The organism is Streptomyces sp. NPDC054834 (genome assembly GCF_053611185.1).
This window is the reverse complement of the sequence record NZ_JBSGZV010000021.1, coordinates 15,141-36,360: the sequence shown is the minus strand read 5'-3', so window position 1 is coordinate 36,360 and position 21,220 is coordinate 15,141. Positions and strand designations below refer to the sequence as shown.

21 protein-coding genes and 1 pseudogene are annotated in these 21,220 nt (G+C 72.6%); 11 read left to right on the top strand and 11 right to left on the bottom strand.

Translation table 11 applies throughout. From position 1 onward, the window contains the following. Positions 1-4: 4 nt before the first annotated feature. From ACWGJM_RS26330 to ACWGJM_RS26315, 4 genes and pseudogenes are all read right to left on the bottom strand, one after another. Positions 5-355: a UBP-type zinc finger domain-containing protein gene (locus ACWGJM_RS26330; RefSeq protein WP_453414176.1), complete on the bottom strand. Its 351-nt coding sequence runs from the start codon at positions 353-355 to the stop codon at positions 5-7. Continuing rightward, the gene (locus ACWGJM_RS26325; protein WP_453414175.1) at positions 352-1,800 is read right to left on the bottom strand and encodes an ATP-binding protein; all 1,449 of its coding nucleotides are present in this window, start codon (positions 1,798-1,800) and stop codon (positions 352-354) included. Before ACWGJM_RS26325 ends, ACWGJM_RS26330 begins: the two co-directional genes overlap by 4 nt. After that, a complete protein-coding gene (locus tag ACWGJM_RS26320) occupies positions 1,797-3,473 on the bottom strand; it encodes an FAD-dependent oxidoreductase (RefSeq protein ID WP_453414174.1) in 1,677 nt (558 codons plus the stop codon). The genes ACWGJM_RS26325 and ACWGJM_RS26320 overlap by 4 nt, the downstream gene beginning before the upstream one ends. Positions 3,474-3,646: 173 nt before the next feature. Next, positions 3,647-3,805, bottom strand: a pseudogene (locus ACWGJM_RS26315) (VOC family protein); the annotation flags it as partial. A 59-nt stretch (positions 3,806-3,864) separates the two neighbouring features. On the opposite strand from ACWGJM_RS26315, the gene ACWGJM_RS26310 reads away from it, so the two are divergent. Beyond that, positions 3,865-4,728 (top strand): universal stress protein, encoded by an 864-nt coding sequence (locus ACWGJM_RS26310; RefSeq protein WP_453414173.1) that lies wholly within the window; start codon positions 3,865-3,867, stop codon positions 4,726-4,728. Positions 4,729-4,734: 6 nt separating this feature from the next. On the opposite strand, the gene ACWGJM_RS26305 is transcribed toward ACWGJM_RS26310, so the two are convergent. From ACWGJM_RS26305 to ACWGJM_RS26295, 3 genes are read right to left on the bottom strand one after another with little or no spacing between them, the layout of a single operon-like run. Next, positions 4,735-5,970 (bottom strand): DUF4032 domain-containing protein, encoded by a 1,236-nt coding sequence (locus ACWGJM_RS26305; RefSeq protein WP_453414172.1) that lies wholly within the window; start codon positions 5,968-5,970, stop codon positions 4,735-4,737. A 10-nt stretch (positions 5,971-5,980) separates the two neighbouring features. Beyond that, a complete protein-coding gene (locus tag ACWGJM_RS26300) occupies positions 5,981-6,733 on the bottom strand; it encodes an MBL fold metallo-hydrolase (RefSeq protein WP_453414171.1) in 753 nt (250 codons plus the stop codon). Between the two features lie 49 nt (positions 6,734-6,782). Continuing rightward, the gene (locus ACWGJM_RS26295) at positions 6,783-7,958 is read right to left on the bottom strand and encodes an acyltransferase family protein (RefSeq protein ID WP_453414170.1); all 1,176 of its coding nucleotides are present in this window, start codon (positions 7,956-7,958) and stop codon (positions 6,783-6,785) included. Between the two features lie 537 nt (positions 7,959-8,495). Between ACWGJM_RS26295 and ACWGJM_RS26290 the strand changes: the two genes are divergently transcribed. The 4 genes from ACWGJM_RS26290 (at position 8,496) to ACWGJM_RS26275 (ending at position 11,869) form a co-directional block, all read left to right on the top strand. Next, positions 8,496-9,641 (top strand): molybdopterin-dependent oxidoreductase, encoded by a 1,146-nt coding sequence (locus ACWGJM_RS26290; protein ID WP_453414169.1) that lies wholly within the window; start codon positions 8,496-8,498, stop codon positions 9,639-9,641. Between the two features lie 11 nt (positions 9,642-9,652). Beyond that, positions 9,653-10,042 (top strand): hypothetical protein, encoded by a 390-nt coding sequence (locus ACWGJM_RS26285; protein ID WP_453414168.1) that lies wholly within the window; start codon positions 9,653-9,655, stop codon positions 10,040-10,042. A 97-nt stretch (positions 10,043-10,139) separates the two neighbouring features. Then, positions 10,140-10,763, top strand: coding sequence for a hypothetical protein (locus ACWGJM_RS26280; protein WP_453414167.1), 624 nt, complete (start codon positions 10,140-10,142; stop codon positions 10,761-10,763). A 53-nt stretch (positions 10,764-10,816) separates the two neighbouring features. Continuing rightward, the gene (locus tag ACWGJM_RS26275; RefSeq protein ID WP_453414166.1) at positions 10,817-11,869 is read left to right on the top strand and encodes an NAD-dependent epimerase/dehydratase family protein; all 1,053 of its coding nucleotides are present in this window, start codon (positions 10,817-10,819) and stop codon (positions 11,867-11,869) included. Positions 11,870-11,949: 80 nt separating this feature from the next. Here the strand turns inward: ACWGJM_RS26275 and ACWGJM_RS26270 are convergent, their stop codons facing one another. Next, positions 11,950-13,062: a sensor histidine kinase gene (locus tag ACWGJM_RS26270; RefSeq protein ID WP_453414165.1), complete on the bottom strand. Its 1,113-nt coding sequence runs from the start codon at positions 13,060-13,062 to the stop codon at positions 11,950-11,952. Continuing rightward, positions 13,052-13,777: a response regulator transcription factor gene (locus tag ACWGJM_RS26265; RefSeq protein ID WP_453414164.1), complete on the bottom strand. Its 726-nt coding sequence runs from the start codon at positions 13,775-13,777 to the stop codon at positions 13,052-13,054. Before ACWGJM_RS26265 ends, ACWGJM_RS26270 begins: the two co-directional genes overlap by 11 nt. A gap of 116 nt (positions 13,778-13,893) precedes the next feature. Between ACWGJM_RS26265 and ACWGJM_RS26260 the strand changes: the two genes are divergently transcribed. Genes ACWGJM_RS26260 through ACWGJM_RS26245 form a run of 4 tightly spaced genes read left to right on the top strand, consistent with a single transcriptional unit; the run spans position 13,894 to position 17,607 of the window. Then, entirely contained in the window at positions 13,894-14,610 is a 717-nt protein-coding gene (locus tag ACWGJM_RS26260) for a glycosyltransferase family 2 protein (protein WP_453414271.1), read from the top strand. Next, positions 14,607-15,263 (top strand): TIGR04282 family arsenosugar biosynthesis glycosyltransferase, encoded by a 657-nt coding sequence (locus ACWGJM_RS26255; protein WP_453414163.1) that lies wholly within the window; start codon positions 14,607-14,609, stop codon positions 15,261-15,263. Before ACWGJM_RS26260 ends, ACWGJM_RS26255 begins: the two co-directional genes overlap by 4 nt. Then, positions 15,260-16,123, top strand: coding sequence for a class I SAM-dependent methyltransferase (locus tag ACWGJM_RS26250; protein WP_453414162.1), 864 nt, complete (start codon positions 15,260-15,262; stop codon positions 16,121-16,123). The genes ACWGJM_RS26255 and ACWGJM_RS26250 overlap by 4 nt, the downstream gene beginning before the upstream one ends. Beyond that, entirely contained in the window at positions 16,120-17,607 is a 1,488-nt protein-coding gene (locus tag ACWGJM_RS26245) for a glycosyltransferase 87 family protein (protein ID WP_453414161.1), read from the top strand. Before ACWGJM_RS26250 ends, ACWGJM_RS26245 begins: the two co-directional genes overlap by 4 nt. Positions 17,608-17,904: 297 nt before the next feature. On the opposite strand, the gene ACWGJM_RS26240 is transcribed toward ACWGJM_RS26245, so the two are convergent. Together ACWGJM_RS26240 and ACWGJM_RS26235 are read right to left on the bottom strand one after the other, a co-directional pair. After that, entirely contained in the window at positions 17,905-18,069 is a 165-nt protein-coding gene (locus ACWGJM_RS26240) for a hypothetical protein (RefSeq protein WP_453414160.1), read from the bottom strand. 55 nt (positions 18,070-18,124) lie between these two features. Next, the gene (locus ACWGJM_RS26235; RefSeq protein WP_453414159.1) at positions 18,125-18,757 is read right to left on the bottom strand and encodes an alpha-ketoglutarate-dependent dioxygenase AlkB; all 633 of its coding nucleotides are present in this window, start codon (positions 18,755-18,757) and stop codon (positions 18,125-18,127) included. Positions 18,758-18,882: 125 nt separating this feature from the next. On the opposite strand from ACWGJM_RS26235, the gene ACWGJM_RS26230 reads away from it, so the two are divergent. Together ACWGJM_RS26230 and ACWGJM_RS26225 are read left to right on the top strand one after the other, a co-directional pair. Further along, complete coding sequence (locus tag ACWGJM_RS26230; protein WP_453414158.1) at positions 18,883-19,518, top strand: TetR/AcrR family transcriptional regulator; 636 nt, start codon at positions 18,883-18,885, stop codon at positions 19,516-19,518. Between the two features lie 18 nt (positions 19,519-19,536). Next, positions 19,537-21,210 (top strand): FAD-binding dehydrogenase, encoded by a 1,674-nt coding sequence (locus ACWGJM_RS26225; protein WP_453414157.1) that lies wholly within the window; start codon positions 19,537-19,539, stop codon positions 21,208-21,210. Positions 21,211-21,220: the final 10 nt, after the last annotated feature.

Below are 21,220 nucleotides of genomic sequence, written 5' to 3'. Positions count from 1 at the left end.
TCACTCAGCGCAGCGTCTCCGCCCAGTCGGCCGGGACCCGCCCCGCGGGCCCCGGCGCGGGCTGGTCCGCCGGGTGGCTGGCCGGCGGGGCCAGTTCGGGGCCGGAGTCGTACACCTCGTTGGTGTCGTAGTTCCAGAACCAGGCCTCGCCCGGCTCGAAGCTGCGGATCACCGGGTGGCCGGTGGCCCGGTAGTGGGCGGTGGCGTGCTTGGCGGGGGAGTCGTCGCAGCAGCCGATGTGCCCGCACGTCGCGCAGCGCCGCAGATGGAACCACCAGCCGCCCGCCTCGTCGCACTCCACACAGCCGGTGCCGCTCGGCGGCACACTCGGGTCGATCGCGGACTCGCCGCTCATGCTGCCTCCTCGGGCGTCTCGGCGGTCAGGGGGAGCAGGACCTGGAAGCGGGTGTCGCCGGGCACCGACTCCACCTGGAGGGTGCCGTGGTGCTTGTTGACGACGATCCGCCAGGAGATGTCCAGACCCAGCCCGGTGCCCTGGCCCACCGGCTTGGTGGTGAAGAAGGGATCGAAGATGCGGCCGCGGATCTCCGGCGGGACCCCGGGACCGGTGTCCTGGAACTCCACCAGGACCCGCTCGTGGACCAGCGCGGTCCGCACGGTCAGGGTGCCGTCCCCGCCCGCGCTGTTGATGGCCGAGACCGCGTTGTCGATGAGGTTGGTCCACACCTGGTTGAGCTCCGCCGGGTAGGCGGGGATCTCCGGGACCGTGCGGTCGTACTCCTTGACGACCCCGATGCGCGGGCCGATCTTGCCCGACAGCATCAGCAGGGTGCTGTCGAGGAGTTCGTGGACGTCCACGACCCGGTAGGGCGCGCGGTCCAGCTGCGAGTACTGCTTGGCGGCGTCGACGAGGTGCGAGATGCGGTTGGTGGAGTCGTCGATCTCGTTCATCAACAGCTCGGTCTCGATGGTGTAGTTGAGCCAGCCGACGGCCCCGGGCAGGATCTCCTCGCCCACGGCCGCCGCGACCTGCTCCAGCCAGTCGATGTCGAGCCCGGCCTGCACGAAGGTCGGCGCGAGCTGCCAGCCGTGGTCGATGCCGTGGTCCTCCAGCCAGTCGGCGAGGGCGTCCTCCCGGTCCGAGGTCTCCAGCGGGCTGAGCACCGGGGCCTTGGCGACCCGCTCGGCCGTGCGCTCCTGGATCTCGATCAGCTCCGCCAACGCCTCGCGGGAGAAGGGCCCCTCGGCGATCACGGCGAGCTTGTGCCGCATCTTGGCCACCCGCTCCCGCAGTGTCGCCGTGGCGCGGACGGCCGCCGCCGCCGGGTTGTTGAGCTCGTGCGTGAGACCGGCCGACAACGAGCCGAGCGCCAGCAGGCGTTCGCGCTGCCCGATCGCGGCCTGCGTGCTCTTCGCACCGAAGAACAGCCCCTCCAGCAGGTGGACGGCCATCGGGAACCACTCGCTCATGATCTCGGCGAAGGTGTCGGCGGGCAGCACGAAGAACCGCGTCGGCTCCGTCACCCGCATCGAGTTGTTGTACACCTGCCGGACCCGGTCCCCGATGTAGGCCTGCATGGCGCCCGAGTACACCCCGCGCTGCGAGGTCCGCACGACCTCCACGTCGTCGCCGCCGACGCGGCGGGAGAGCACCACCGTGCCCTCGATCATCACGTAGAAGCAGGTAGCCGGATCACCCTCGGTGTACACCGGCCCGGGTTGGTACAGCTCGACCCGGCCCGCGGCGCACAGCCGTCCGAGCTGCTCGGGAGCGAGCTTCTCGAACAGGAAGAGCGAGGCGACCTCCTGCGGGCTGCACGGCATCAGCTGCCCGCTCACGACTGCTCCAGGTACCGGTGGACGAGCATCACGGCCATGGCTCCCTCTCCGACGGCGGACGCGACCCGCTTGGCGGACTCGGCGCGGGCGTCGCCCGCCACGAACACGCCGGGCACGCTGGTCTCCAGGTGGTACGGCGGCCGGTCCAGCTCCCAGCTCGCCGGCGGCCGTCCGTCGACGCCCAGGTCGGGTCCGGCCAGGATGAAGCCCCGCTCGTCGCGCAGCACCGTCTCGCCCAGCCAGTCGGTGAGCGGAGCGGCCCCGATGAACACGAACATCCACTGGGCGTCGACCTGTTCGCGGTCCCCGGTCGCCACATGACGCAGCGTCAGCCGCTCCAGGCGGTCGGAGCCGTGCGCGGCGTCGACCACCGTGTGACTGCGCACCGAGATGTTCGGGGCCTCGTTGATCTGCTGGATCAGGTAGTACGACATCGAAGCCGCCAGGTCGGGGCCGCGCACCAGGAGCGTCACCGACTTGGCGAACCTGGACAGGTACATCGCCGCCTGACCCGCCGAGTTGGCGCCGCCGACGATGTACACGTCGTGCCCCTGGCAGGCGGCCGCCTCGGTCAGCGCGGAGCCGTAGAACACCCCGCACCCGGTCAGGTCGGTGCAGCCGGCGGCCTCCAGCTGCCGGTACTGCACGCCCGTCGCCAGGATGACGCTGTGCGCCGCGATCGCCGAGCCGTCCGCGAACCGCACGACCCGGGCCGCCCCGCTGATCTCGAGTCGCGTCACCTCGCGCGCGCTGAGGATCTCGGCGCCGAACTTGGCCGCCTGCCGCCGTGCCCGGTCGGTGAGCTGGGCACCGGAGACGCCGTCCGGGAAGCCGAGGTAGTTCTCGATCCGCGAGCTCTGCCCGGCCTGCCCGCCGGTCGCCGACCGCTCCACGAGCACGGTCCGCAGGCCCTCGGAGGCCCCGTACACGGCCGCGCCCAGCCCGGCCGGACCACCGCCGATGACCACCAGGTCGTAGAAGTCGGCCGTCGGGGTCGTCGCCAGCCCCACCCGCGCGGCCAGCTCGGGTGCCTCCGGCTCGACCAGGGCCGTACCGTCCGGGGTGATCACCAGCGGCAGCCGCTGCCCGTCCTGCCCGGCCACGGCCAGCAGCCGCTGTCCCTCCGGCTCGTCGACCGAGTACCAGCGGTACGGCACCTGGTTGCGGGCCAGGAACTCGCGCACGTCCGAGGACCTCGCCGACCACCGGTGACCGACGACCTTGGTGCTGGCCACCGCCCGGTAGTCGCTGTGCCGCCATGCCTCCAGCAGATCGTCCAGCACCGGATAGAGCTTCTCCTCCGGCGGGTCCCACGGCTTGAGCAGGTAGTGGTCGAGGTCCACGACGTTGATCGCGTCGATCGCCGCGTTGGTGTCCGCGTACGCCGTCAGCAGCACGCGGCGGGCGCCCGGATACACGTCCAGGGCCCGTTCCAGGAACTCGATGCCGTTCATCTGCGGCATGCGGTAGTCGGCCAGGATCACCGCGACCAGGTCGCCGCGCAGCTTCAGCTCGCGCAGCGCGTCCAGCGCGGACTCCCCGGACTCCGCGCGCACGATCCGGTACGACTCTCCGTAGCGCCGCCTGAGGTCACGGGCGACGGCGCGGGAGACCCCCGGGTCGTCGTCCACGGTCAGGATGACGGTCCGCGCTGCCTCGGCGGCCTGTGTCATACGTCTCCCACCCCGTTGTCACGGCACCGGTTCCCGGCCATCGTATGTTCGATCCCCGCGCCGCGCTCAGGGACGGCGCGGACAGTGCGCTCCGAGCACAGGGCACGACGCCCAGGGGGCCCTCCCGACGGCTCATCGAACCCGCCGGGAGGCGAGCACGCAGGGACGTGGGGCAGGGCGAGCAGCCGTGGGTGGTGCTGGAGGATCCGGAGGGCAACCCGGTCGTCGGGCCGGAAGTCGAGGTGCGGCCGGTCCTTGAGGGTCTTCCTCTCGGGTACCGGTACGAGCAGCAGCCCGGGCAGGCGGTCGGGGGCGGGCCGGATCTCAAGGTCATGACGGCAGGGTAGTGAAGACTGACCCGCACAAGGCGCGATGACGAGGAGGCCCGGACATGACACGCCCGATCACGGCAGGGTTCGACGGCACGGAGGAGGGCCTCGCCGCAGTGGCCTGGGCCGGTCGGGAGGCCGTACGCCGGGGGCTGCCGCTGCGGGTGGTGCATGCCTGGCGGCACGAGGCCGTGGACGGCGCCGACCGGGACACCCAGGCCGGATGGGTGACCGCGGCGCTGGCGGAGGCCGCGCGGACCGTCGCCGAGCGGCATCCGGAGCTGACCATGACGGCCGACGCCGTCGAGGGCGGCACGGTGGAGTCGCTGGTCGCCGCCGCGGCCGAGGCGGAGCTGCTGGTGCTGGGCTCGCGCGGGCACGGCGCCGTCGTCGGGTTTCTGCTGGGTTCCGTCGGGCAGCAGGTGATCGCGGAGACCACGCGGCCCGTGGTGCTGGTGCGCGCCGGGGACCGGCCGTCGGGTGAGGCGGCCGGACGGGATGTCGTCGTGGGGCAGCAGGGCGGCCCCGAGGACAGCGCAGCCGCCCTGCGGTTCGCCTTCGAGGCGGCGGCGGCCCGCGGTGCCGCCCTGCGGGCCGTACGCGCCTGGACCCTGCCGCCCGTGTTCGCCTACAGCCCTGGCTCACTCAAGCTGCTGGACGACGCCGGGGGCCTGGAGCCGTACGAGCGGAAGGCGCTGGCCGAGGCGCTGAAGCCGTGGCGGGAACGGTTCCCCGGGGTGCCGGTGGCCGAGCAGGTGGAGATGGGCAGCGCGGGGCAGGTGCTGCTGTCGGTGGCAGGCCGGGCCCAGCTGATGGTCGTGGGGCGCCGCGCGCACCTCACGGCGGTCGGTGCCCGGATCGGCTCGGTGGCGCACGGAGTGCTCCACCACGCGGAGTGCCCGGTGGCCGTCGTCCCGCACGACTGACAGGCCCTACTCCGGGACGGTCGGTTCCAGCGTCGTGCGGGCCTTCGGCAGGACGTTCTCGATGTAGTCCTCGACGGCCGTGTCCAGGCCGATGTCGTGCTGGGCCCGCTCGGACATGTACCAGCGGTGTTCCAGCAGCTCGTGGTAGATCTCCGCCGGGTCCATGGAGTCGCGCAGGTCGCGGGGCACGGCGCGCACGGTGGGCCGGAACACGTCCCGCACCCAGCGGTGGGCCAGCACCTCGGGGCGGGCGGCGAGGGGGTCGCCCGGGGCGTAGTCGTCCTGGGTGGCCATCCAGCTCTCCAGGTCGTTCAGCAGCCGCCGTGCCTGGTTCTCCTCGGTGTCCAGGCCGGTCAGGCGCAGCAGCTGGCGCTGGTGGTGACCGGCGTCGACGACCTTCGGCACGAAGGTGACCGTGTCACCGGTGGAGGAGTGCTCGATCTGCATCTCGGCCACGTCGAAACCGAGGTCGTTGAGCCGGCGTATTCGCCGCTCTATGTAGTGGTACTTGCCCGCCGGATACACGGAGGTACGGGTCAGCTCCTCCCACAGACTCTGGTAGCGGGTGCAGATCTCGTGCCCGAACTCGACGGGGTCCACGGACGGGTGCAGCGCGCCCGACGCCTCCAGGTCCAGCAGCTCGCCGCTGATGTTCACGCGGGCGAGATCCAGGTCGTACTCCCGCTGGCCGAGGCTGAGCCGCGGGTGCAGATCGCCGGTCTCGGCGTCCACCAGATAGGCGGCGTAGGCTCCCGCGTCCCGCCGGAACAGCGTGTTGGACAGCGAGCAGTCGCCCCAGGCGAACCCGGCCAGGTGCAGCCGCACCAGCAGCACCGCCAAGGCGTCCATCAGGCGGTGCATGGTCGCCGGGCGCATGGTCGTCTCGAACATCGAGCGGTACGGCATCGAGCCGCCCAGGTGCCGGGTCACCAGCACCGGCTCCAGCGGGTCGCCCGCCCGGGTGGTGCGCCCGGTGATCACCGCGAGGGGGTCCACGGCGGGGATGCCCAGCCGGTCCAGGTCGCGCAGCAGCTCGTACTCGCGCAGCGCGGGCCGCTCCGCGAGCTCCTTGACGGCGATCACCTCGTCGCCGGCCCGCGCGTACCGCACGACGTGCCGTGAGATGCCCCTGGGCAGCGGTACGAGGTACTTCTCGGGCCACTCCTCCAGGGGCGTGCCCCAGGGGAGTTCGAGCAGGAGCGCGGGGTGCTCCGGGTTGGTGGCGCTGATCTGCAAGGCCATGGCAGGAACCCTAAGAGGCTTGGGCGCGTTCCCGCGCCAGTCGGGCGGCTTCCCGTACCGGACCGCGGTGGACCGGTCCGTGCCCCGGCAGCAGGATGTCACCGTCGAGGCGTTCGATGATCTCCAGCGAGGAGACCGCGCGGGTCCGCTCGTGGTGGAACATGTCGGGCAGCAGTTGCGGTCCCCGGACACGGGAGGTGGTGTGCCCGCTCGCCAGGGCGTCGCCGGAGACGAGGACGCCCGTCCCGGGCAGGTGGTAGACGCAGTGCCCGTCGGTGTGGCCGGGGGTGTGCACGGGGACGGGCCGGCCCGGAAGGTCGAGGGGGCCGTCGGCCGGGAACGCCTGCGGAGCGGTCACGGGATGCCGCTCGGTGCCGCCGGCGCGCAGCACCCGCACCGTCCACGGCAGCACGCCCGGCCGCCAGGCGTTGCGCAGCACCTCGCCCCCGGACACCTGCTGGAGGAAGTCCCGGCGGGCGTGCGGTACTTCGGCCGGGTGCAGGAGGACGGGCGTGCCGTGGGCGGTGCGCAGGTACTCGGCCGAGCCGATGTGGTCGTTGTGGGCGTGGGTGATCAGCACGGCCACGACGGCCCCGGGCCCGCCGCCCACGGCCTCGAGGGAGGCGAGCAACCGCTGCCGGTCGCCGGGGTAACCGGTGTCCACCAGCGTGAGCGCGTCGCCGTCCTGGAGGATCACCCAGTTGGTGTCGCTGCCGTGCACCAGGTAGGTGCCGTCGGCGACCTGGCGTACGTCTGCCCGCATGAGCGTCCCCGGTGGTGAGGTGCCTGACCGTCGGGGACAGCAAAGCAGATCACGTGGGCGCGGTGGCCCGCGGGGCGGCCCGCATGCCGAAAAGGAACCTGGTCGGGCGCGTGCGGCGCACCCCGTACTCGTACAGCACGAGGACCACCGCCAGTGAACAGGCCACGATCAGGAGGTACTTGACCGCGATCGGCGCCCGCCATCCCACGACGCCGTACGCGAACGCGACGACGACCGGCTGGTGCAGCACGTACAGCGGCAGGGCGGCGACGGCCAGGTACGCCTTGGCCCGGCCGCCGCGGGCGGGACCCTCCTCCTGCCGGGCGCGCGGCCGGTCCAGCCACCCGAGGATCGCCAGCACCCAGCACCAGCCGGCCGCGCCGAACAGCGCGCGGGTGACCAGGGTGAACGGGGTCCACGCCGTGAACGGGTCGTCCTGGGTGACGAAGCCGGGCGCGGTCGCCGCGAACAGGACCAGGCCCAGCACCCCGGCCGGCAGTGCGAGGCGGCGGCTGGTGGCGCGGATCCGCTCGTCGTCGGCGAGGGCGTACCCGTACAGGAAGAACAGCAGATACGCCCAGCGGTTCCAGCCCGCGAAGTTCTCCTCCATGCCGAGCAGCGCGTTGATCGCGGCCAGCGGCAGGGCGGGCAGGAGGAGCAGACACGGGTGGCGGGCGAGGACGGGGGCCGCGCGCCCGGCCCCGGCCGCCAGCGGAGCGGCGACCGGGGCGAGCAGCAGGCAGAAGGCGAGGAGCAGCACGACGAACCACAGATGGCCCGTCTCGAAGTACCGGCCCTCGAGGACGAAGGGGAAGTCCGCCGGGTCGGGGTGCACGGTCAGGAAGCGGGGCCAGAAGTGCCAGTACGACTCGTGGTACGCCGGATCGGCCGCGCGCAGCCGCAGCCACTGGGGGAGAGGGTTCAGCGCGAGCGTGGCGACGACCAGCGGCACCCCGAGGCGCAGCAGACGCTCGCGGGCGAAGCCCCCGCCACCCCGGCGGCGCAGGGAGTGACGGGCGCCGAGGCCGGCGACCAGGAACAGCATGGGCATCGCCCAGACGACGCCGAAGCCGGCGAGGACGGTGACGGCGCCGGTCGTGTCGCGGTTCTTGACGTAGAAGTCGTCGTCGGGGGAGAAGACCAGGGCGGCGTGGAAGAAGACCAGGCCGAGCACGACGAGCGCGCGGAGGGTGTCGAGTTCGCCGCGCCGCTCGCGTTCCCGCATTCCCCGGCCTCCCGCCCCCAGGCCCCTGCCCCTGCCCCCAGGCCCCTGCCCCTCGGGCTCAGTGTGGGGGGAGCGGGCCGGGGGACGACAGCGTTCCGTCCGGCTCAGGGGACGCCGTGCGGGCGGATCCGGACGCTGATGCGTCGGCCCGTGGTCGCTGTGGTCCCCGTGGTCGCTGTGGTCCAGCGGTCGCCGGACGCTCGCGTCGCCCCCCTGTGCCGGGCGCAGCAGCAGGTCCCGGGGTGCGCCCACGGAAGGCGCGTCGCGGGCCTCGGCGAGCACGGGGTGCGGCAGCGGGTTCTGGCGGTGGTGATGCTGATCCCATTCTGGCTTGCCCGCCTGCACCCGGGCAGCAACAACTTGCCTCCGGGACAGATGAGGCGACAGAGGTTTCGACCCTGCGTCAGGGTCTCGTAAGGAGCCACTCCGCATCCGGCTGCCCGCAGCAACCGAGGAGCAGCAGCGAGCTCCGTGCCGATGGAACGTCCCTGTTCCGTAAGAGTTCAAATGTTCCGATGCGGCCAGGCGACGAGTGGGATGGAGGGCATGAAACTGAGTGTCTTTCCGCCGGTGTTCAAGGGCGGACTGCATGATGCCCGTACGGCGACCTCGATCGGCCGCTGGTTGGGTCCGGCGTTCGCCGTGTGCTTCGTCACCGGACTGGTCAGCCACTTCATGCAACATCCGCCGGGCTGGCTGGCCGACGACATCCCGAGTCGCCCGGCATGGGGATACCGGCTCACCCAGGGCCTGCACGTCGCTTCGGGCATCGCGGCGGTCCCGTTGCTGCTGGTGAAGCTGTGGACGGTGTATCCGCGGTTGTTCGAGTGGCCGCCGTTGAGGTCGGTCAAGCATGCTCTGGAGCGGCTTTCTGTCGCGGTGTTGGTGGCCGGCGCCGTCTTCGAGCTGGCGACCGGGCTGCTGAACACGGCCCAGTGGTACCCGTGGCCGTTCTCCTTCGTGCCCGTGCACTACGCCGTGGCGTGGCTGGTCGTCGGGGCGCTCGTGCTGCACATCGCGGTCAAGGCGCCGGAGATCAAGGCGCATTGGACTCGTCGGTCGCCCGGAACGCTCGCCCTGCCCGCGCAGGACGGCACCGACCGGCGCTCGCTGCTGGCCGCGGTGAGCGTGGCCGTCGGGGCCGTCACGCTCACCACGGTGGGCCAGTCGTTCACCCCGCTGAAGGACTTCCTCCTGTTCGCTCCCCGTGACCCGGACAAGGGCCCGCAGGCGCTGCCGGTCAACCGGACCGCCGCCGCGGCCGGGGTCGGCCGGATCGCCGCCGAGGAGTACCGCCTGATGGTGGCCGGCCCGCGGCCGTACACCCTGACCCTGGAGGATCTGCGTGCTCTGCCACAGCATGAGGTCGAGCTGCCGATCGCGTGCGTGGAGGGCTGGAGCAAGTCGGCCCGTTGGACCGGCGTACGGGTCGTGGATCTGCTCGAGCGGGCGGGGGCGCCGGCGCATGCGCGGGTACGGGTGGTGTCGTTGCAGTTGAGGGGCGGCTACCGGGTGTCCGAGATGGGGCACGAGCACGCCCGTGACCCGCTGACGCTGCTCGCCCTGCGCCTGAACGGTGAGGAACTCGACCCCGACCACGGTTACCCGGCGCGGCTCATCGCCCCGAACCGGCCGGGCGTGCTCCAGACCAAGTGGGTCGGCCGACTGGAGGTGCTGGCGTGAAGGTGGTGCGTATGACGGCGGGGGCCGCCGGTGTGGCGCTGATGGGCGTCGGAGTGTCCCTGCTGATGGACGTCCGCGACCTGACGGATGTGCTGGTCTGGCTGGGCGGGGCGGTTGTCCTGCACGACGTGGTGATCGCCCCCGTGGTGCTGCTGGTCGGGCTGCTGCTGGTGCGCGGCGGTGTGCGCGGGCCGGTCCGCGGGGCACTGCTGGTCGCGGGCGCGTTGACGGCGGTGGCGCTGCCTGTGCTGCTCCGGCCGGGGCGGACTGCCAACTCGTCGGTGCTGCCGCTGGACTATCCGCGCAACTGGCTGATCGCACTGGTGGCCGTGGCCACGGCGACCGCGCTCCGGCTGGCCGTGCGGAGATTCGGGCACCGTCGTCGGCCGTCTGACGAGTGACGCGCCTCGTCCGGCCGAATGACGAGCCGTCTTACGGGTGTCTTACGCGTCGCGCGCGGGTGCCGCGGAGCACCGGGGTGCCGCCTAGCGTGACCGGATGCGATCCCTCCATACTCTTCGGGTGACGGCCCTGGTGACCGCCGCTCCGCTGCTGTTGGCCGCCGCCGGCCTGATGCATCCCCGGCATCTGACGGCGGCGACGGCGGGACACTGGGCCGGGCTGCACATCGTCCTGCTTCCTGTCTTTCCCCTCCTTGTCCTCGGGCTGGTGGTCCCCGTCCGGGGCAGGCCGCGCCGCGATGCGGAGGGGGCCTTGACGGTGCTCTCCTGGGCCGGATGCCTCTGCTTCGCCGCCTACTACTCCGGTCTCGACGCGGTGGCCGGCATATCCGCCGGCACCGTCGTGGACCACGGCGTCCACGGGGCTGCCGGACGGCTGTTCACCACCGGCGACGCGTTGGGCCGGACCGGGGTGTACGGGCTGGGCGTGGCCTCGCTGGCCACCTGCGCGGTGCTCTGGCTGCGGCACGGCGTGCGGGTACTGCCGGGTGCCGCCGTCCTGTTCGCCGCCTGCTGGTCGTTCGTCGACAGTCACATCTTCTGGCCCAAGGGCGTGTTCACCATGCTCGGCTTCGCTGTGGCCTTCGCCCTGCTGACGGTGGCGGCGTCCCGGCCCGCCGAGTACACGCGGGGGGAGACGGGAAGGGTTACGAACCCCTGACGTCCTCGCGCCGAGCGGCCCGCCACCGGATGCCCTGCCCTACGGTCGGTTGCATGTTGATCCTGGTCACTGGAGGTGCGGGCTTCATCGGCTCGCACATCGTCACCGCCCTCGTCGGCGCCGGGCATGAAGTGCGAGTCCTCGACGCCCTGCTGCCCGCCGCACACCGTTCGGCCCCGCCGATCCCCTGCGGGGTGGACTGGCGGCACGCCGACGTCCGCGACGCGGAGGCGGTGGCCGACGCCCTGCGGGGCGTGGACGCCGTCTGCCACCAGGCCGCGATGGTGGGTCTCGGCAAGGACTTCGCCGACGCCCCGGACTACGTGGGGTGCAACGACCTGGGCACCGCCGTGCTCCTCGCCGGTATGGCCGAAGCGGGCGTGCGTCGCCTGGTGTTGGCGAGTTCGATGGTGGTCTACGGAGAGGGGCGGTACGAGTGCTCGCGGCACGGCGCAGTACGGCCCGGACCGCGCCGGGTGGCGGACCTGGAGGCGGGAGGCTTCGAACCTCCGTGCCCGTCCTGCGGTGAGCCGCTGACCGCCGGCCTGGTGGGGGAGGACGCCCCGGCCGATCCACGCAACGTGTACGCGGCCACCAAACTGGCCCAGGAACACCTGGCCGCCGCGTGGGCACGGGCGACAGGCGGGCGGGTCGCCGCCCTTCGCTACCACAACGTGTACGGCCCGCGAATGCCCCGGGACACGCCCTACGCGGGCGTCGCATCCCTGTTCCGGTCCGCGCTCTCGCGCGGCGAGGCCCCGCGCGTCTTCGAAGACGGCGGGCAGCGGCGGGACTTCGTCCATGTCCGGGACGTCGCCCGCGCCAACCTTGCCGCGCTGGACGGCGTGGACAGCCTTGCGGAGGGCGGCGCGCGGGCGTACAACGTCGGCAGCGGAGACCCGCACACGGTGGGCGAGATGGCCGCAGTGCTGGCCCGGGCGTACGGCGGTCCGAAGCCCGTCGTCACAGGGGAGTACCGGCTCGGCGATGTCCGCCACATCACCGCCTCCTCGCGACGGCTGCGTGACGAGCTCGGCTGGAAGCCGGAGGTCAGCTTCGCGGAGGGAATGGCGGAGTTCGCAGCGGCGCCCCTGCGGGCGGGGTGAGTCGTCCCGTTCTCGTGTGACATACGGCAGGACCGGCCCGGCCTTCCCGCGCCGGGGCCGGTCCTGCTTCCTCGTCGCCCTCAGACCGCTGCCGGCAGGTGCACCTCGAACCGGCAGCCTCCCGGCACGTTGCGCACCGCCGCGCGTCCCTGGTGGGCCTCCACGATGCCGCGCACGATGGCCAGACCGAGCCCGGCGCCGGCCGGCGGAGTGCGGGCGTCGGTGCCCCGCCAGCCGGTGTCGAAGACGCGGGGCAGGTCCTCCGGGGCGATCCCGCCGCACCCGTCGGTCACCGACAGCACGACCCGGTCGGCCTCACGGCGGGCCGCGACGGCGACCGTGCCGTCGGCGGGCGTCCGGCGGATCGCGTTGACCAGCAGATTGGCGAGGACACGGGACATCTCGCGGCCGTCGACCTGCACCGGCACGGGCTCGACCCCGTCGCCCACGAGCCGTACGCCGTGCTCCCTGGCCAGTGCGTCGACGCCGGCGATGGCATCGCCCACGAGGTCGTAGACCGACATCCTGGCAGGGGACAGCGCGAGCACGCCGGCCTGGATGCGGGACAGTTCGAACAGGTCGCTGACCATAGCGCTCATGCGCCCGACCTCCGAGCGGATGCGGGTGAGGTATACGCGCGGATTGTCGACCATGCCGTCCTCGAGGGCCTCCGTCATCGCCTGCAGGCCGGCCAGCGGCGTGCGCAGGTCGTGGGAGATCCAGGCGACCAGCTCCCGTCGAGAGGCTTCCAGGGTCCGCTCCCGCTCCCGGGAATCGGCGAGCTTGGCACTGGTGGCAGTCAACTGGCGGGTCAGCTGGGCGAGTTCAGCGATAGGTGCGGTGGCGGGCGGGGTGAAGCTGCCATCGTCCCCGAGGGCGCGGGTGGCCTCGGCCAGCTCCCGGCTGCCCTTCACGACGCTGCGGCCCAGGAGGAGTGCCACGACGAGCGAGACGATCGCGGCCATGGCGCACACCATCGTCACCACCCAAAGGTCGTGGTCGGAAAGGAACATCGCTCGGGCCACCAGCATGGTTCCGGCGAGCATCGCCGCCACGGTGACGGCGGCGACCACGGCCAGGGACGCGGCGACGGAGCGTTTCCGCAGCGCCCGGAGGACCGCGACTCCCACCAGTCCGGCACCCGCGGCGCCGATCGCCGCGTAGAGGGCGATAAGGAGCGTGTCACCGAGCATGGCCGGTCTCCGTATCTTGCGCTCGGGGAGGGTCGAAGCGGTAGCCGACGCCCCACACGGTGCTGATCAGGCGGGGTCGGGCCGGGTCTTCCTCGACCTTTTCGCGTAGTCGCCGCACATGCACGGTGACGGTCGACAGGTCGCCGAACTCCCAGCCCCAGACCTGTTGCATCAACTGATCCCGGCTCGTGGCCTGTCCGGGGTGGCGGATGAAGAACGCCAGCAGATCGAACTCCCGCATGGTTAGCGCGAGTTCGCTGCCATTGCGGGTGGCGCGCCGGGCGGTGGGGTCCAGGGCGAGCGGGCCGGACCGCAGCCACGGCTCCGCCGCCTCGGCCCGGGCCGGTGCCGCCGCTCCGGCACGACGGAGCACGGACTCCACCCGCAGCACCAGTTCACGGGGACTGAACGGCTTGGTGACGTAGTCGTCCGCGCCGACCTCCAGGCCGAGGATGCGGTCCTCCTCGTCGCCGCGCGCGGTCAGCATGATCACCGGAAGCGGTCCGGTCGCACGGATACGGCGGCAGACCTCCAACCCGTCCATGCCGGGCAGCATCAGGTCCAGCACGACCAGGTCGGGTGGTCGGACGGAGGCCCGGGCCACGGCGGTTGGGCCGTCGGCGGCCACATCGACGGCGAAGCCGGCCCGGTCCAGATATCCGGCGACGACCTCCGAGACGGTCGGGTCGTCGTCCACGACAAGTACGCGTTTCACACCGCCGAGTCTCACACCATGATCCCGCCACGGACGGGCGCGGTGAGCGACGTCAGCGATCCGTAAGGAGACGACGTCCCTTATGTCGCTTTTGCGTCCGTAGGGTGAGTGAGGTGATCGAGACATCCCCCTCTTCCGTGGACGTCGTGCTGCCCTGCCTCGACGAAGCCCAGGCACTGCCGTGGGTGCTGGAACGGATCCCGTCCGGCTGGCGCGCGATCGTCGTCGACAACGGCTCCACAGACGGCTCCCCGGACATCGCCCGCAACCTGGGTGCGTACGTCGTCCACGAACCGAAGCGCGGCTTCGGCGCCGCCTGCCATGCGGGCCTCACCGCCGCCACCGCCGACGTCGTCTGCTTCTGCGACTGCGACGCCTCCCTCGACCCCGGACTGCTCCCCGCAGTCGCCGATCCGGTCCTCGACGGCACCGCGGATCTGGTCCTGGGCCGTCGCCGGCCCACCGCCCGCGGTGCCTGGCCCATACACGCACGGCTGGCCAACACGGAGCTGGCCCGTCTCGTCCGCCGCCGTACCGGCGTGCGCCTGCACGACCTGGGCCCGATGCGGGCCGCCCGCCGGGAGGCGCTGCTCGCCCTGGGCCTGACCGACCGTCGCTCCGGCTATCCGCTCCAGATGGTGGTCCGCGCAGCCGACGCCGGCTGGCGGGTGACGGAGACCGACGTGCCCTACCGACCTCGTACCGGCCGCTCGAAGGTCACCGGCACCTGGCGCGGCACCTGGCAGGCCGTACACGACATGCGGGCAGTCCTCGCCGAGCGGCCGGCCGTCGCTCCGGCCGTCGGCGCCGGCATCGCGGGAGGCGCCCGATGAACGCTCGCGTCGCGGCCGCGGGATCGGCCACCCTGCTGGTCATCGCGAAGGAACCGGTGCCCGGCCGGGTCAAGACCCGTCTCACCCCGCCCTACACACCGCGGGAAGCGGCGGCCCTGGCCGAGGCCGCGCTGGCCGACACACTCCACACGATGCTCCAAGTGCCCGCGCGGCGCCGGATCCTCGTCCTCCACGGGACTCCTGGTCCCTGGCTGCCGCCCGGCTTCGAGGTCGCGCCCCAGGCGTCCGGCGGACTCGACGAACGGATCGCCGCCGCCTTCGCCCTCTGCGACGACAGTCCCTCGCTGCTGGTCGGCATGGACACTCCGCAGCTCACCCCCGACCTGCTCGCCCCTGTCGGCCGCGACGGGCACGACGCCTGGTTCGGCCCCGCCACCGACGGCGGATTCTGGGCGCTGGGCTTCGCCGATCCCACCCGCGCCGGGGCCCTGGTACGGGGCGTCCCGATGTCCACCGACCGCACCGGGGCCATCCAGCGGCGCAGGCTCGCCGAGGCGGGACTCACGGTCGGTGACCTGTCGCCCCTGCGCGACGTGGACACCGCGGCCGACGCCGCCTCGGTGGCCGCCTGCTGCACGCCCGGATCCCGCTTCGCCGCCACCCTGGCCTCGCTCGCGGAGACCGTCCGATGAGGCGCACTGCGCACGGGGCGCCCGCTGCCGTCGCCGGACGGACCGAACTGATGGAGCGAAGCACGTCAGAGGAGAGCCTCCTGCACGTCACGCTGCCTTCCCAACTCCCGTCGCCCCCGCATCAACCTGATCGGCCGACGTCGGTCGAGCCGGGGGAGCCCTGGACGGACGACCCCTACAGCCGTGCCCTGCGCGTCGGCCACGGCCCGCTGTACCTGCGCCGCATGGCACCGCACACCGAGGGGGCGGCCGAACTGCTGCCCCTGGACGTCGAGCGCTTCTGCGCGGCGCCCGACACCTCCGACACAGGCGTACTGCACCGCTGCACCGGACCGGTCCTGGACGTCGGCTGCGGACCGGGGCGCCTGGTGGCCGCCCTGGCCGCCCGAGGCGTACCGGCGCTCGGAGTGGACGTCAGCCCAGCCGCCGTCGCCCGAACCCGCCGCCAAGGCGGAACCGCCCTGCGGCGCTCCGTCTTCGACCGGCTGCCCAGAGAGGGCCGCTGGGGCACGGCCTTGTTGATGGACGGCAACGTCGGCATCGGCGGCGACCCTGAGGCTCTGCTCGCCCGCCTGCGTGAGCTGCTCCGCCCCGGCGGGCGCCTGCTGGCGGAAGCCGCCCCGCAGGACGTGGACGAACGCCTCACCGTCCGCGTCGAGGACGCCCACGGCCGCCATGGACGCTCCTTCCCCTGGGCCCGCGTCGGCGCCACCGCCCTGCTGCACGCCGCCGACGCCACCGGGTGGATCCTGACCGGCCGGTGGACGACCGACGGCCGCTCCTTCCTGGAGCTCCATCGTCCGAACGCGGACCGTGTCGCCGCACACCCCGTGCCCCACGGAGGGCCGGACCGCCCATGACCGACACCGCCGCCCAGAACCGGCAGGCCCTCGGGCGCTCCGCCACGTCCCCGTTCCCGCGTCCTACCGCAGGGGCGACCCCACGCGGAACCCGGATCCGGATCGCCGTGACCGCGGTCCTGCTCGTCGCCCTCACCGCCGCCGTCGTCAACTCCCTCCACGCAGGCGACAACCACAGCGCCCCCGGCCGCCTGCTGACCGGATACGCCGTCGCCTGGACCCTGTTCGCCGCCGCCGTGTGGAGCGTGCGCAAGATCCCGGCCCGCCCCGCGGCCGTCCTCGTCCTCATCGGTTCGGCCGCGGTCGCCCTGGCCGGGATCACCGCTCAGCCGCGCACCAGCGACGACATGTACCGCTACGCCTGGGACGGCCGCGTCCAGGCCGCTGGAATCTCCCCCTACGCCTATCCGCCCGCCGCACCCCAACTGACAAAGCTGCGCGACCACTGGCTGTTCCCCACACAAGAAGCCTGCAAGGGGTGGGGGCTGACCCACACCGCCAGTGGCCTCTGCGTCCGCATGAACCGGCCTACCGTCCCCACCATCTACCCGCCTGTCGCCGAGGGCTGGTTCCTCGCCGTTCACACGCTGTCCCCTCCGAACAGCCGCCACAAGCCGCTCCAGGTCGGCGGCGCCGTCCTGGCCCTCGGCACGACCTTTGCCCTGCTCCGAGTCCTGCGCCGCCGCGGTGACCCGCAACGGGCCCCGGCCCGAGCCGCTCTGTGGGGTTGGTGCCCGGCCGTGGCCCTGGAAGCGGTCGACAACGCCCACATCGACACCCTCGGTGTTCTCCTCGTCGTTCTCGCGCTCGGCACGGCCACCGCGGGGACCCGCCGCGGCGCGCTGCTCGGCGCCGCGATCGCAGTCAAACTCATACCCGTGCTCGCTCTGCCCGGCGCCCTGTCGGGGCGCCGCAGCCCGGCCGGCGTCCTGCGCGTCGTCGCGGCCGCCGTCGCCGCCGTCGCCCTCACCTACCTGCCTTATGTCGTCGCCTCCGGCGCGGGCGTCCTGGGCTACCTGCCCGGCTATCTCCACGAGGAGGGCTACGAACCCGGCCACGTACGCCGCTTCGCCCTCCTGCGGCTCTTGCTGCCGGACGCCGCCGCAGGAGTGACCGCGGGCGTGCTGCTCGCGCTGATCGGGCTGTACGTGTGGTGGCGCGGGGACCCGGCCCGCCCCTGGCGCGGAGCCCTGCTGCTCACCGGCACCGCTCTGCTCCTGTTCTCCCCGAGCTATCCCTGGTATTCCCTGCTCGTGATCGCTCTTGTGGCCATGGACGGCCGCTGGGAGTGGCTGACCGTCACCCTCGCCGGCACCGCTCTCTACCTCGCCGGCCGCCTCCTGCCCGGATTTCCCCTCCAGGCGTGGGCCTATGGCACCGCAGCCATCGTGATCACCACCGGTGCGTGCCTGCGCTCCAGCCGCGCACGCCGATTCTTCCAGCGCCACGGCGGCAATCGATCGTCCGGCGACGATCGGATCTGACGGTGCGACGACGCGGTACGGTCGGCAGACGCCGACCCGAGGCAACCGAAGGAGCACATCTTCACCGCTACCGTCGGGCGCGGCGCGGCGCGTCCGGCCGCCGCCGGCGCGGTCGGCGGCCGGCTGGTGATGAGGTCGCCTGCGACTGCGGACGTGTGCCGCTGACGGCCCTGGCGACTGACCCCACGGCCCAGGCGGTGCCCTCACGGTGGGGGCTGATGTGGTGACGACGGTCCGTACGACCGGCGGGATCCGCGGGTGCGGCTCGGCCGATCGGCCTACGGAGTCGAAGCGGAATCACCGCTCGCCGGCGGATTCGCCACAGGTGGCCCACTTCGGGTGGCGGGCCCACTGCTGCGGCCGGTAGCCGGCGTGCTCCTTGTCGATGGGCGGTTTTGTTTCGTACATGCGGACCGCGACCAGTGGGCCGGAGGCGGTGGTGGCGGTGCTGTCCCACTTCACGAGCGGGCGCTGGACCGGCCCTTCCCGCGGCGCCGCTCGCGGCGTTCCGTCCGGCTCACTGGACGCCGTGCGGGCGGAACTGGACGCTGATGCGTGGTCCCGTGGCCCGGGTGGTCTTGGGGATGCAGTGCTCCCAGGTCCGCTGGCAGGAACCGCCCATGACGATCAGGTCGCCGTGGCCCAGCGGTCGCCGCACGCTCGCGCCGCCCCCGTGTGCCGGGCGCAGCAGCAGGTCCCGGGGCGCGCCCACGGACAGGATGGCGACCATGGTGTCCTCACGGGCGCCCCGCCCGATCCGGTCGCCGTGCCAGGCCACGCTGTCCCGGCCGTCGCGGTAGAAGCACAGTCCGGCGGTGGTGAAGGGTTCGCCCAGCTCGTCGGCGTAGTGCCGGGAGAGCGTCTCGCGGGCCTCCGCGAGCACGGGGTGCGGCAGCGGGTCGTCGGCGCCGTAGAAGGCGAGCAGGCGGGGTACGGCCACCACGTTGTCGTACATCTTGCGGCGCTCGGCGCGCCACGGCACCTCGGCCGCCAGTTGTTCGAACAGCGCGTCGGCGCCGCTCAGCCAGCCGGGCAGCACGTCGATCCAGGCGCCGGAGCCCAGCTCGGTGCGGCGCAGGCCGCCCAGGGGGCCGAGCCCCAGCTCGTCGGTCTGGTCGAAGAGGGAGCCCTGGAGGTGGTGCGTGGCCATGGGCCAAGCGTACTCCTGAATCGAAAATACGTTCCCATGATCTGAGCGGGTCCGGCCGAAGGGTCCCGCGGGCCTTTCGATACACAGATGTATCGGATACATTCGCGTATCGAACGGAGGTCGGCATGGCAGTGGAGGAGACGGCGGCCAAGCGCGTCACCAGGCGCCGGGTGCACACCCGGGCCAGGTTGCTCGACGCCGCGTTCAGCGTCTTCGCGGCCAAGGGCTTCGGCCGGGTCTCCATCGAGGAGGTCTGCGAGGCGGCCGGTTTCAGCCGGGGAGCCTTCTACTCGAACTTCGCCACCCTCGAAGAGCTGTTCTTCGCCCTGTACCGGGAGCGGGCCGACCTCATCGCGGAGCAGGTGGCCGACGCGCTCGCCGGCGACGGCCCCGACCTCGATGTGCCCGCTTCCGCGGACCGGGTCACCGAAGTGCTGCTGCTGGACGTGGACTGGCTGCTCGTGAAGACCGACTTCCTGGTGCACGCCGCCCGTGACCCGGAGGTCGCCCGAGTGCTCCTCGATCACCGGGCCCGCCTCAGACGTGCCATAGCCGACCGGCTCTCGCGGGCGAAGGGCCACACCGAACTGCCCGCCGTACTCGGCGACGTCGACGGAGCGGCCCACGCCGTGGTCGCCGCGTACGACGGGGTCACCACGCAACTGCTGCTGGACCGGGACGTGGAGTCCGCCCGAGCCTGGCTCAAGCAACTGCTGACCGCGCTGCTGACCGATGGCAGCGCCCCCGAACGAGTCGTATAGGGAAGGAAAACGGTCGTCATGGACGCGGACGTCATCGTCGTCGGAGCGGGCCTCGCGGGTCTGGTCGCGGCGCACGAACTCACCAGCCGGGGCCGGCGGGTCGCCCTGCTCGACCAGGAGAACGCCGCCAACCTCGGCGGCCAGGCGTTCTGGTCCTTCGGCGGGCTCTTCCTCGTCGACTCCCCGGAGCAGCGCCGCCTCGGCATCAAGGACTCCTTCGACCTCGCCTGGAACGACTGGCAGGGCAGCGCGCGGTTCGACCGGCACGACGACGAGGACTCCTGGGCGGTGCGCTGGGCCCGCGCCTACGTCGAGTGGGCGGCGGGGGAGAAGCGGACCTGGCTCGAGGGGCACGGCATCACCCTGCTGCCCACGGTCGGCTGGGCGGAGCGCGGCGACCTGCGCGCCGACGGGCACGGCAACTCCGTACCCCGCTTCCACATCGCCTGGGGCACCGGCACCGGCGTCGTCGAGCCGTTCGCGCGGTACGCCGAGCAGGCCGCCCGCGACGGGCTGCTGACCTTCCACCACCGGCACCGGGTGGACGAGCTGGTCATCGAGGACGGCACGGCACGCGGGGTGCGCGGCACGGTCCTGGCCGACGACGGCTCGCCGCGCGGAGTGGCCTCCAACCGCGACCGGGTCGGCGACTTCGAGCTGACCGCCCAGGCCGTGATCGTCACCAGCGGCGGCATCGGCGGCAACCACGACATCGTCCGCCGCTACTGGCCCGAACGCCTCGGCACACCCCCCGCCGAGATGGTCACCGGCGTCCCCGCGTACGTCGACGGGCGCATGCTCGACATCAGCGCCGAGGCCGGCGTACGACTGGTCAACCGGGACCGCATGTGGCACTACACCGAGGGCGTGCAGAACTGGAACCCGATCTGGCCCGGCCACGGCATCCGGATCCTGCCCGGCCCGTCCTCCATGTGGCTGGACGCCCTCGGCCGCCGCCTGCCGGACCCCTGCCTGCCCGGTTACGACACGCTCAGCACGCTCGAACACCTGCGCACCACCGAGGACATCGCGGGCCACGACCACTCCTGGTTCATCCTCACCCGCAAGATCATCGAGAAGGAGTTCGCGCTGTCGGGCTCCGAGCAGAACCCCGACATCACCGCCAAGGACCGTAAGGCCGTCCTGCGCGACCGCCTCCTCGGCAAGGGCGCCCCCCGCCCGGTACAGGACTTCGTGCGCCACGGCGCCGACTTCGTGACCGCCGACACCCTCGAGAAGCTCGTGGAGAAGATGAACGGGCTGACGGACAAGCCGCTGCTGGACGCGGCCGAGGTACGGCGTCAGATCGAGGCCCGCGACCTCCAGATCGCCAACCCCTACAGCAAGGACTCCCAGGTCCAGGGCATCCGCAACGCCCGCCGCTACATCGGTGACCGCCTCGGCCGGGTCGCTGCCCCGCACCGCATCCTCGACCCGGCGGCCGGACCGCTGATCGGCGTCAAGCTGCACGTCCTGACCCGCAAGACCCTCGGCGGCATCCAGACCGACCTGGACTCCCGCGCCCTGGGTGCCGACGGGCAGCCGATCGGCGGGCTGTACGCGGCGGGCGAGGTGGCCGGCTTCGGCGGCGGCGGCGTCCACGGCTACAACGCGCTGGAAGGCACCTTCCTCGGCGGCTGCCTGTTCTCGGGCCGGGCCGCGGGGCAGGCGGCGGCACGGCAGACGGGCTGAGACACCGTCG